This is a genomic window from Bradyrhizobium sp. (genome assembly GCF_052389815.1).
Lineage (GTDB): Bacteria > Pseudomonadota > Alphaproteobacteria > Rhizobiales > Xanthobacteraceae > Bradyrhizobium.
Genome location: NZ_JBQTHN010000136.1, coordinates 22,091 through 33,410 on the forward strand (window position 1 = coordinate 22,091; position 11,320 = coordinate 33,410).

The 11,320-nt window shown below is 65.0% G+C and carries 11 protein-coding genes; 8 read left to right on the top strand and 3 right to left on the bottom strand.

Annotation, left to right across the window (positions count from 1 at the left end; translation table 11 throughout):
• The first annotated feature begins 208 nt into the window (after positions 1-208).
• From ACT4OC_RS21870 to ACT4OC_RS21880, 3 genes are all read left to right on the top strand, one after another.
• Positions 209-1,180 carry a calcium-binding protein gene (locus ACT4OC_RS21870; RefSeq protein WP_444841113.1) on the top strand — a complete coding sequence of 324 codons (972 nt, stop codon included), beginning with the start codon at positions 209-211 and terminating at the stop codon, positions 1,178-1,180.
• A 356-nt stretch (positions 1,181-1,536) separates the two neighbouring features.
• Positions 1,537-2,475, top strand: coding sequence for a zinc metalloprotease HtpX (htpX, locus tag ACT4OC_RS21875; RefSeq protein ID WP_444841114.1), 939 nt, complete (start codon positions 1,537-1,539; stop codon positions 2,473-2,475).
• Between the two features lie 410 nt (positions 2,476-2,885).
• A complete protein-coding gene (locus ACT4OC_RS21880; RefSeq protein ID WP_444841115.1) occupies positions 2,886-3,098 on the top strand; it encodes a hypothetical protein in 213 nt (70 codons plus the stop codon).
• 481 nt (positions 3,099-3,579) lie between these two features.
• Here ACT4OC_RS21880 and ACT4OC_RS21885 read toward each other — a convergent pair whose 3' ends face one another.
• Positions 3,580-3,849: a hypothetical protein gene (locus ACT4OC_RS21885; RefSeq protein WP_444841116.1), complete on the bottom strand. Its 270-nt coding sequence runs from the start codon at positions 3,847-3,849 to the stop codon at positions 3,580-3,582.
• Positions 3,850-4,271: 422 nt separating this feature from the next.
• On the opposite strand from ACT4OC_RS21885, the gene ACT4OC_RS21890 reads away from it, so the two are divergent.
• Both ACT4OC_RS21890 and ACT4OC_RS21895 read left to right on the top strand, forming a co-directional pair.
• Positions 4,272-4,484: a DUF4170 domain-containing protein gene (locus tag ACT4OC_RS21890; RefSeq protein WP_444841117.1), complete on the top strand. Its 213-nt coding sequence runs from the start codon at positions 4,272-4,274 to the stop codon at positions 4,482-4,484.
• Between the two features lie 240 nt (positions 4,485-4,724).
• Positions 4,725-5,276 carry a hypothetical protein gene (locus ACT4OC_RS21895; protein ID WP_444841118.1) on the top strand — a complete coding sequence of 184 codons (552 nt, stop codon included), beginning with the start codon at positions 4,725-4,727 and terminating at the stop codon, positions 5,274-5,276.
• Between the two features lie 118 nt (positions 5,277-5,394).
• Here ACT4OC_RS21895 and ACT4OC_RS21900 read toward each other — a convergent pair whose 3' ends face one another.
• Positions 5,395-6,279, bottom strand: coding sequence for a metallophosphoesterase family protein (locus tag ACT4OC_RS21900; protein WP_444841119.1), 885 nt, complete (start codon positions 6,277-6,279; stop codon positions 5,395-5,397).
• A 97-nt stretch (positions 6,280-6,376) separates the two neighbouring features.
• Between ACT4OC_RS21900 and ACT4OC_RS21905 the strand changes: the two genes are divergently transcribed.
• From ACT4OC_RS21905 to ACT4OC_RS21915, 3 genes are all read left to right on the top strand, one after another.
• Entirely contained in the window at positions 6,377-6,862 is a 486-nt protein-coding gene (locus ACT4OC_RS21905; RefSeq protein WP_444841120.1) for an NUDIX domain-containing protein, read from the top strand.
• 122 nt (positions 6,863-6,984) lie between these two features.
• Positions 6,985-7,965, top strand: a complete 981-nt coding sequence (locus ACT4OC_RS21910) for a glycosyltransferase family 2 protein (RefSeq protein ID WP_444841127.1) — start codon at positions 6,985-6,987, stop codon at positions 7,963-7,965.
• Between the two features lie 121 nt (positions 7,966-8,086).
• The gene (locus tag ACT4OC_RS21915) at positions 8,087-8,599 is read left to right on the top strand and encodes a GNAT family N-acetyltransferase (protein WP_444841121.1); all 513 of its coding nucleotides are present in this window, start codon (positions 8,087-8,089) and stop codon (positions 8,597-8,599) included.
• 88 nt (positions 8,600-8,687) lie between these two features.
• Here ACT4OC_RS21915 and ACT4OC_RS21920 read toward each other — a convergent pair whose 3' ends face one another.
• Positions 8,688-11,042: a TonB-dependent receptor gene (locus tag ACT4OC_RS21920; RefSeq protein ID WP_444841122.1), complete on the bottom strand. Its 2,355-nt coding sequence runs from the start codon at positions 11,040-11,042 to the stop codon at positions 8,688-8,690.
• Positions 11,043-11,320 lie beyond the last annotated feature (278 nt).

Sequence of the window (11,320 nt, forward strand, 5' to 3'; positions counted from 1 at the left end):
TCGCGGCGCGCGCGTGAGGCCGTTGTCGCCTGCGCGACGCAATATCGCCCGGCGAGCGCGCAAGCTCCGCCACGCGCGGGTCCTCTCCCGGACGCCTTCGCCTGTTGATTTTGCGTTCGGCGGCAGCATGCCTCGTCTTCCCGCCCGCGCGAACGCGTGCGTCGCGTCGTCTTGCACAAAGAGGCGGTATCTCTGAGGGAGTATCAGAATGGCGCGTTACTCAATGCTCGAACGGCTGCTGCGGAGCGATTCGGGATTTGCCGATTTCCTGGCATCGCTCACCGGTGGCTCCGCCGGTCACGACCATCTCAACGGCACGAGCGGCGGCAACTTCCTGTTCGCCGGCGCCGGCGCCGACACGCTGGCCGGCATGGCGGGCAACGACATGCTCAATGGCGGCAGCGGCGACGACAAGGTCTGGGGCGGAAGCGGCAACGACAGCCTGGCCGGCGGCACCGGCAACGATCTCCTGGTCGGCGGCTTCGGCGCCGACCGCATGGACGGCGGCAACGGCAACGACGTGCTGCTGTCGCGCTCCGACGCCGGCGAGATGGTGGCGGCGCAGGACGGCAAGACCCAGATCTTCGCCGCCGAATCCGCCGCCTTCACCCAGACGAACGACACGCTGACCGGCGGCCGCGGCGCCGACACCTTCCGCTTCGAGGGCATGGTCAACGCCAAGGACGAGATCGTCGCCAAGCACGTCAACGCCGACGGCACCATCGACTGGGTGGGCGTCACCGGCGAGAACAACGCGGTGCACGATCACTGGGTCGACGGCTTCGGCAACGACGTCATCACCGACTTCCGCCGCAGCCAGGGCGACAAGATCGAGATTTCGGCGCACACCGCCGAGGTCAAGTCGATCCAGTATGTCGATGCCAACAACGACGGCCGCACCGACTACAGCCTGATCACCGTCATCAGCCAGCAGGGCAATGCCGGCGCGCATGACGAGGATCTGCTCGGCACCATCAAGGTGTATGGCGACAAGGTGAAGGCCAGCGACATCACGGTCGACGCCAACACCGTTTACGGCGCTTACGAGAAGGTCGGCGAGCTCGGCGCCGGCGTTCATTTCGACATCGAGGACGACGGCGTGCTGCCGAACGGCGGTACCGACGGCGGCCACCACAACCAGGCCACCGCGATGGCCAACATGGCGATCACGAGCTACTGACGGGCATGGGTCCGGGCTTCGGCTGACCTCTCCCCGCACGTTCGCGGGGAGAGGTCGGATCGCATCGATAGATGCGATCCGGGTGAGGGGCCGGGCACGACGCTTCCGCGACGAAGGTCCTTCCGGTCCGGCTTTTGGATTCGAGGATTCGGTGAGTGCAATTATGCGGCGAGCTTTCCCGGCCGGCCCCTCACCCGCCGCCTGCGCTGCGCTTCGGCGTCGACCTCTCCCCGCAGAAGAGCGGGGAGAGGTCGGATCCCGGCCATGACGAAACGTTAATCCTCCCGCGTCGCCGCGACGCACCCCTTGCGCCCCCGGTTCCCCGGTCCCTACCTTTAGTCGCGGAGGATGGACCCATGAACTATTTCCGCACCGCGCTTCTGCTCGCAGGCCTCACCGCGCTCTTCATGGGCGTGGGCTTCCTGATCGGCGGCAAGGGCGGCGCCCTGATCGCGCTGGTCATTGCCGCGGGCATGAACCTGTTCACCTACTGGAATTCCGACCGCATGGTGCTGTCGATGTACGGCGCCCATCAGGTCGACCGCAACAGCGCGCCCGATCTCTACAACCTCGTCGCCGAGCTCGCTTCCCGCGCGCAGCTGCCGATGCCGCGCGTCTTCCTGATGGACGAGGCGCAGCCTAATGCGTTTGCCACCGGCCGCAACCCGGACAACGCCGCCGTCGCCGTCACCGTCGGCCTGATGCAGCAGCTTTCGCGGGAGGAGCTCGCCGGCGTCATCGCGCACGAGCTCGCGCACATCAGGAACCACGACACGCTGACCATGACCATCACCGCGACCATTGCCGGCGCCATCGGCATGATTGCGCAGTTCGGCATGTTCTTCGGCGGCAATCGCGACAACAACCATGGCCCCGGCATCATTGGCTCGATCGCGATGATGATCCTGGCGCCGCTCGCCGCCATGCTGGTGCAGATGGCGATCAGCCGCACCCGCGAATACGCCGCCGACGATCTCGGCGCGCGCATCTGCGGCAACCCGATGTGGCTGGCCTCCGCGCTCTCCCGCATCGAGAACGCCGCCCACCAGCAGCCGAACTACCACGCCGAGCGCAACCCCGCGACTGCGCACATGTTCATCATCAACCCGCTGACGGGGCAGGGCATGGACAATTTGTTCGCGACGCATCCGTCGACGCAGAACCGCATCGCCGCGCTGCAGCAGCTTGCGGCGGAGATCGGCGGGCAGGGCGCGCCGCTGCGCGGTGCCGGCGCGCATTATCCGTCGCGGGGGCCGTGGGGTAGGGGCACGAGGCGGAAAGGGCCGTGGGGGTAAGAAGTAGGGCAGATTGGCGACAAGCGTAATCCGCCATCCCGCGCACAAAGTATCGGCGGCTTATGTCTTCGCCTTCGCTGTTCGAGCTACGGCTGACAAGTCGCTAACCCGCCTATTGCCGCGCCCCCGCATCGCCGTAAGCCGCGCGTGAGTGAAATCATCTGCGCGCGTTTGCGCCCTTAACCTTTACACCGACCGGTAACGCATACCTCTTTCCCCATTGAAAAGCTTGCGCTTTTCAAGTTTCCATTGCTTTCCCCGCACCTCACGCGTGCCCCCACGTTCTTCCGGGGTTGCTTCCCGCACGCGCCTGTGCCAATCCGCACCCAACCGCTGGCCGATGACGGCCGTTTCCGACACATTTGGATTCGAAAGGAGCGCCCTGGATGGGTCTGCGAGCGTTTTTCATTGTGGCTGTTCTCATCGGTTCGTCGCAGCTTGCCCAGGCCGCCGAACAGTCCGTGCTGCGCCGGGTTTCCTGCTCGGTGGTCCGGTTCTACGTCGCCAAGTACAGCGCCGCAGCCGCGGAAGCCTATGCCCGCAGCAACGGGGCGAGCGAGGCGGAGATCGCGTCCGCGCGCCGTTGCCTGAAGAATTCGCCGATCGTCACCGCGCAATACTGACCGCGGCTGCCGGATCGGAGCACGACAAGGCCGCCCTCGGGGCGGTCTTTTTGTTTGGTGTGTTAGCGTCAGCGTAATCCGCCGTTCCACAGGGCGAGACCGTCGGCGGGTTACGCTGGCGCTAACCCGCCCTACGAGGTCACCCCTGACGCTTCTCCATGATCTCGGCCATGCGCTCCAGCGTGGCGTAGAGCGAAACGAAACCCATCGTCTCCCGGCGCAAGGAACTGATGGGTTTCGCTTTCGCTCTACCCATCCTACCCGCCTGCCACCACCAGCCCTGGCGCTTCCGAAAGGCAGAATACACCATCTGCGGGTCAAGCCATTGCCGAAAAAGTATTCCGCTTTTCATAATCGCGAGACGGTGCCATAACCCGGCCCGTCCCACCCGGTGAAAGGGGCGGCTCGAGATCGTCACGAACCGTGCGGTGGGATGCGATCACCGGTTGTGAGGCGAGAGCCCGTCCCGAACATCCATCCCTTACGTCTTATGCGCGCTCCAGTTGCCCCAGCTCACGTTCTTCAGGCTGCCGAAATCGGTGCCCAGCGGCCGGCGCGTCTGCCGCTCGTGGGCGGCGATGCACTTCTCGGACTCCGCGATCTTGCGCTCGAGTCCGGCCATCGCCTTCTCGGTATCGCCGATCTTGTCGTGCTGGCCGCGAAAGCGCGCGACTTCCAGCGCCTTCAGCGCCTCGCGGTTCTTCTTCAATTGCGCCCGGTGCCAGGCGATCCGGCTGTCGCTGTCGGCCATGCGAATTTCCCTGATTCGCCGGCGAACATAACACGAGGGCGAGCGGGGATTGTGCCGGGAATGAGTCGCCCTCGCCAACGTCAGCGTGCGCACGGCTGCTGCCGGCGCACTGCCGCCACCGTGCTTATTCAATCGCCGTGGCGCACCGGCCGACACTGGCCCAGCGGAAAGGATTCCTATGTGCTCTGCCGGTCACAGTCGGGATCGGAACGGCATGATATTTCACGCCGGATACTGTCCGAGGCGATGCACAAGGTCTATCGGACAGTTCCGGTCCGTGACTTTGGCGGGTTTCCACTCGCTGAACCATGGTATGTATGGGCTGACGCGCGGCAAGGCCGAGGGCATGGCGACCTATCCCCGCTTTGCAGCAGATTCAGGCGGCCGGGTAACGGCTGCGATTTCGCAAGGAGACTACGTAAATGAGCAAGGGCAGCCTTTTCTGGGTTATCGGCGGCGAGTTCGGCTCGATGAACTTCCACAAGCTCGTGGAAGGCTCGGCCCAGGTCAAAGGCCCGTTCAAGACCCGCAAGGAAGCGGAAGACTGCTGGAAGGAAGTATCCGAAGAGAGCCGCCACAAGGCTGGCGTCCGCTACACCATCGTGGAGGAGCCGGATCGCTCGGCGCAGGCCTGAAGGTCCTCCGCCTGCAACGTCCAGACACAATCGGCCCCGTCCGGCGCAAGCCGGGCGGGGCCGAGCACGTGTAGGGGGCGGAGTTGTCTTTTCCTCTCTCATTTCGCCGCGGCAGGGCGGGGCGAGAGGTTGCCTCACAATGGGACTATAACCATAACCCCTTGAAACCAAACGCCCTTTGCGGACCTAATGGTTACTGCTAGGTTAACGGAAGAAAGTGCAAGTCCGAGAGAGGCGCCCATGTCAGATGCGCAGAACGCCGCCAGCTCCAGCGAAAGTCCGATGCGGCTGCGCGATGCCCTTCGCAAGGCGCGCATCGAGGCCGCCGACCGTACCGGCGTGGTCGTCGACCTGCGCGATGCCGAAGTCGCGCGGCTGGAAATCCTCAACGAAGCGCTCGACCCGCTGTTCGCCGAGGTGCCCGACAAGATCGACCTGTTCGACCGCGGCATCAGCCAGGGCGAGACGCCGCGATTGTGGATCGACGTCGTCGCGCACGTCCTGATGGGCCGCGACAAGCGCATCTATCGCTTCGTGCAGGATACCCGCTTCGGCCGCATCGTGCTCGCCGAGTCGCACGACGTGCCCGTGATCGTCGAGGCGGTCACCGACTACCTCGCCCGCCGCATGATCGAGCGCGAGCACGCCCTCGTCGCAACGCCGGCGCCGGCGCCGGAAGAAAAGGAAGAACCGCGCCGCCGCCGCGGCTGGGGCATGTTCCTGCTCGGCTTCATCCTCGGCGCCGCCGCGCTGTTCGGCCTTGCGCTGTATGCGAGCCTGAAAAACCTCTGACGTCATTGTAAGCCACCCGGTCGGCGCGAAGCGCCGCCGGATGACAGGCTCCGCGAAGCAATCCATATTACCGCAGCGGAGAAACGGACTGCTTCGGCGCACTTTACAATGACGAGCATTATATGAGCCGCACCTGACGAATTTCCTTCACGCGCATTTCGCGATCGATGCCGCGCACGACCTGCTCGACCCGCCAGGCGCCGTCCTCGCGCGCGATCGAAAACATGTTGAAGGCGGCGCCCGGATAGTGCCCATGCGCCACCGCCGATGCCGACGGCACGCCGATCACCGGGATCTCGCCGCGCGGGCCCTCGATCCACATCGTCGAGTGGATGTGGTCGTGCCCGTGCAGCACCAGCTCGACGCCATGCTGCCTGATCAGCGCGCGCAGCTGCCTGGAATCCGTCAGCCGCTTGACCCGCGAGGTCGAGTGCAGCGGATGATGCACCAGCAGCACGCGGAACGCCTGCTCGGCGGCGAGTTGCGCGAGGATGCGATCGAGTGCCTGCATCTGCGCGGAGCCGAGCTTCCCCGTCGCCATCAGCGGCAGCGTCGGCACGGCCGAGGAGACGCCGATCAGCGCCAGCGGCCCGCGCCTGCGCACGAAGGGAAAGGCGCCATTGCCGCCGTCGATATCGCCGCGCAGATAGTCGCTCCACGCTTCCGCCGCGCGATACCTGGTGGCGCGCACATAGGCGTCGTGATTGCCGGGGATGACGGTGACGCGCTCGGCCTCACCGACGCTTTCGAGCCACGCCCGCGACGGGGCGAACTCCGCCTCCAGCGCCAGATTGACGAGATCGCCGGTGACCGCGATGTGGTCCGGTGCTTGCGCGCGGACGTCGGCGACGAGGGTGTCCAGCACCTCGCGGCGATGAAATTTGTGGCGGTTGCGGGTCCAGTTGAGATATCCCAGCGCGCGCTTGCTCGCCAGATCGCGAAACCGCGCCGCCGGCAAGGGCGGCAGATGCGGGTCCGACAAATGCGCCAGTGTGAATGCCATCGGCTTGAGTCCGGCCGGAATGATCCTCCCTCTATTGGCAAGGCGGCCCGCTTCGCGCAAGGATCAATCGCGATGCGAAGCGGAGAAGGCGCCTGACATGAACCTCTCGGCCTTGCGCAAGCGCCTCGAGCCGCTGTTGCGCCGGATTTTCCATCTCTACTGGCGCCTGGCTCGCGGCATGACGCTGGGCGTCCGCGGCGTCGTGCTCGATGCGGACGGCAAGGTGTTCCTGATCCACCACACCTATGTCACCGGCTGGCAATTGCCGGGCGGCGGGGTCGAGGCCGGCGAGACCATTCTGGAGGCGTTGAAGCGCGAATTGATGGAGGAGGGCAGGATCGAGGTTCTGGCCGAGCCGGAGCTGCACGGGCTGTTCTTCAACAGCCACGTCTCGCGCCGCGACCATGTCGCCATCTACGTGGTCAGGGAATTCCGGCAGGACCGCATGCCCGGGCCCAACCGCGAGATTTCGGCCTGCGGCTTCTTCGCGGTGGACGCGCTGCCGGCCGACACCACCGAAGGGACGCGCCGCCGGATCGCGGAAGTCCTCCAAAACGAGACAATAATCGCGACCTGGCGTTAGAGATCATTAGCGATCGGTCCATATGATTGGGCGCAAACAACCCTAACGGTCGTTAAGGATTGATGATGAGCGCTGCACTGAGCCCAAAACGCCTGCCGAAACTTCGCGGCGATCTGGCGGGTATGGCGGAAGCGCTCGCGCGATTTGCGCAGGAGGAATTTCCGCAAGCCGCGACTGCTCAGCCGACGATTGCCGTGCTGGTGCCGTGCTACAATGAGGAGGCGGCGGTTGCGACCGTCGTCGCCGATTTCCGCAAGGCGCTGCCATCAGCGACCATCTACGTCTACGACAACAATTCGGGGGATCGCACCGTTGAGGTAGCCCGCGAGGCCGGCGCCGAGGTGCGCAGCGAGATGCATCAGGGCAAGGGCCACGTGGTGCGGCGCATGTTCGCCGACATCGATGCCGACGTTTACGTGCTGGTCGATGGCGATGCCACCTATGACGCTCCGAGCGCACCCAAGATGATCGAAAAGCTCGTCGCCGGACATCTCGACATGGTGGTTGGCCTGCGTGTCGATCAGTCGGTCGCGGCCTACCGGCCCGGGCACCGCACCGGCAACTGGATGCTGACGACGTTCCTCGCCTCGGTTTTCGGCGAGGCGTTCAAGGACATTCTCTCCGGCTACCGCGTGTTCTCGCGCCGCTTCGTAAAATCCTTCCCCGTGCTGTCCGACGGCTTCGAGATCGAGACCGAGCTCAGCGTGCATGCGCTGGAACTGGCGCTGCCGGTCGCCGAGGTCGCGACGCCTTATTATGCGCGTCCGGAGGGCTCGTTCAGCAAGCTCAACACCTGGCGCGACGGTTTCCGCATCCTCGGCACCATCCTGCGGCTCTATCGCTCCGAAAAGCCGCTGCGGTTCTTTACGGCGATCGGCGTTTTCCTGATGCTGGTGTCGATCGGGCTCGCGATCCCCGTCCTCGTCACGTATCTGGAGCAGGGCGTGGTGCCGCGGCTGCCGACGGCGGTGCTGTCCATGGGACTGATGATCGTCGCCGTACTGTCAATATCTTCCGGCCTCGTGCTCGACACGGTGACGCGTGGCCGGCGCGAGATCAAGCTGCTGGCCTATCTGTCCCAGCCGGCGGTCGGCAGGCGCTGACCCAAATCGGCGCGTGCGGGGCGATGGACCCCGCCCGCCGCAGATGCTATCTCCCAAGAACCTAGTTTGACGCGTTTTCTCGACGCGAACCGGTGCCCACTTCGCTTGAAAACGCTATGTCATGAGTGATCTCTCCCTCACCGTCCTCCCCGAAAGGCCGAACGACGCCGACGCGATCGAGCGGCTGCACGAGCGCACCTTCGGCCCCGGCCGCTTCGTGCTCAGCGCCTATCGCCTGCGCGAGCATGTCGATCACCTGCTCGACCTGTCGTTCACCGCGTGGATCGGTACGCTGCTGGTCGGCTCGGTCAGGCAGTTGCCGATCTGCATCGGCGATACGCCGGCGCTGATGCTTGGGCCGCTGACCGTCGAGCCGCCGTTCCGCAGCCGCGGGGTAGGGCGTGCACTGATGGATCGTGCGCTAGCGGATGCGAAGAAGGCCGGTCATCGCCTCGTCATCCTGGTCGGCGACGAGGCCTATTACAGCCGCGTCGGCTTCAAGGCGGTGCCGAAGGGCAGGGCGACCATGCCCGGCCCGGTCGACTACAGCCGCCTGCTTGTCGCCGAACTCGCCGAAGGCGCGTTCGAGGGCGTTTCCGGCGACATCCGCCCGGACTGGAGCAAGGCGAAGTAGCGGCGGAGGCGCCGCCAGTGGCCTCGTGGTTTGAGACGCGCCGCACTGCGGCGCTCCTCACCTTGAGGGTCAGGATGAGGTCGCGCTCCTAGAACTTCAGGTTCGCGAACGCCCTTACGCCGATCCCCGGAAGCAGCACCTGGTCCTTGTTGTAGGACACGGCATTGCGGATGTTCTCGTTCAGCAGGTTGTTGCCCACCAATCCGACATACATTTCGCGCGCGCCGAACCAGCTCGAATCGAGCTTCGTCTTGTAGCTGACCTCGGCCCTCAGCAGGTTGTAGCCTGGCGTCGGAGTCTCCGCGATCGGCGCGACGTCGTTTTGCGCAAACGCGTGCAGCAGGTTGACGCGCGCAAACCAGTTGGCGTCGCGATAGAATACTCCACCGCCCAAGCGTTGTGGCGGGATACGCGGCACATTGGTGCCGTCGTCAAACGTCGCGCGAACGATGTCATACTGGCCCTCGATTCCCCATATGCCGTTCCAGACCGGCATCACGTCGTACTGGAACTGGAGTTCGCCGCCGCGAAACGTCGCGTCGCGCTGGGTGTAGATCGCCTGGTTCAATTCGAGACCTGGGCCAAGCTGGCACACACCGCCCTCGCAGGTGTTGCCGGTCAGGCGGCGGTAGATAAAGCCGTTGAACTTTGTGTAGTAGCCGGTGAGCTCGAACCGGAACGGGCCGGTGGCGCGCCGCAAGCCAGCCTCAACGGATTTTGCCGTTTCGATGCCGAGATTGGGGTTGCCGATGTCGAAAGTCCCGGTAGCCTCGTGGACGCCCCGCGAAAACAGCTCCGCTGGCTTTGGCGCGCGCTCGACATACTGGCCGGTGATACTCGCGACCAGATCCCATGGCAGGTTCTGGATCAGGCCGATGCTGCCGCTCTTCGGGGTGAAGTTGCGATTGACTGCCGTCGCGGGGCCTACCGCGGCGGGATCGACGTTGAGATCGAATACTTCCGGAATGAAGGTGGGGAAGCTTCCGTTCAGATCGGCGTTCTCAATACGTCCGGCGACTTGAGCCTTGGTGACATTGCTGAACATGAACTCATTGAAGATATATCCGGCGACCTTCGCGTTCTTGTTCGGATCGAACAATCCATTGATCGGGCTGCTGGGATCCTCGGGGCTCGGTGCGGTCAGCTTCTGGCGCGAGGCCTGGACACCGACGGCGGTGGTCAGCGCAGCAAAGCGGACGTTGAACGGCGCAAACTGCACCTCGACGCGGCCTTCCTGCTCCTTGTTGGTAAAGGTCTGATGCACAAGCAGCGGCCCTACGCCGGGCTGCTCGAGACCGATTTCGTCATGCTTATAGTCGGTCGCCCCGGCCCAGAATCGGATCGCATCGATCACCGCATTGTCCGGCCGGTATTCGCCCTTGCTGGTGAACCTTGTCTGTTTGCCGTCGATCCGGGTCAGGAGCTCGGTGCCCTCGATGCCGGGAATGTGGTAGAGCGCGTTGTGCTGTGTGATCGCCGCGCCGATGAAGCCGCCATCGAAGATGTAGGAGCCGCCGACCGATCCGCCGTAGGCTTGCGACGCGGAATTCGGCTGACGCCCGTTGAACGGCAAATTCGGGTCGGTCAGGAACGGATAGCTGGGGATGAAGTAGTCGCCGGCCTTGCGGCCGAAGGCGTCGGCGTGGACCGCAAAGTTGCCCCCGCCGGCGTCGAGCAGCACGGCACCTTCGCCGCCGCGATCGACCGAGGCGACCGCCGTCCGTGTTTCCGCAGTAGCGCAGCCCGGCGATCCAACGTTGGCCAGCGGCGCCTTGGTGGGAAGCCCGTAGCTCCGGAACGGCGGCGCCGCCGCGCAGGAGGGCAACGCGTCCGGAATGCGATTGTTTGTTGCGCTGACGACACCGCCGATTGCGGTAGAGCCGTAACGCAGGGTTGCCGGTCCGCGGATGACCTCGACCTGGTTTGTCGTAAGCGGATCGATCGGCACGAAGTGATCTTCGCCGAGGTCGGATGCGCCGTTGCTGCCGACTCCATTCTCCACGATGCCGACGCGATTGACGTCGAGGCCCCTGATGATCGGGCGACTGGATGCGCCGGGCGCGAATTCAGAGCCGGTGATGCCGGGCTTCGAGAACAGAAGATCGCCGAGCGTGCCGCCGCCATGGCGGCGGATCTCTTCGTTCGGCACCACCGTGACGGTCGCGAACTGGTCGGTGACGATTGGCAGCACGCCTTGTTGCGGCGTGGGTGCCGCCGGCGCAGGCTGCGCCTGCGGGGAAGGGTCGCGCCTGGTGCCGGTGGCGACCCTCGCAACACGCGCGGGTGCGCGTACCACAGCAGGCTTTCGTTTCACGATCGGGCTTGGCGCCGTCACATTGACGTCGGGAAGCGCGGCCGGCGTGTTCTGTGCGAACGCATGCGCGCCTAGCGCCAGCCAGCTCGCGCCGGCGGCAAATAGAACTCGTCTCTCGAGGATTCTCATTGTCCATTCCTGATGCCGTCGCATGGCGACGGGCGATTTCGCCGTGTCCAAGGGGGTCAAGCGCCTGCTGGCGGCGATCCCGAAGGACGTCGATCGGTGGTCAGGAAACGGGAGGTGCGCGCGACTGGAATGCCGGCCATGGCGTACCCAGATAGGCAAGCTCGGCGCCGGCCGGAGGCAAACGCAGTTCGATTGCGTCTGGCGTCTGCAACGCCGCCGGCGTTGCGAGCAAGATCTGGCTCGCCACCGACATGACCGCGCAGGTCGCGCACGGCTCA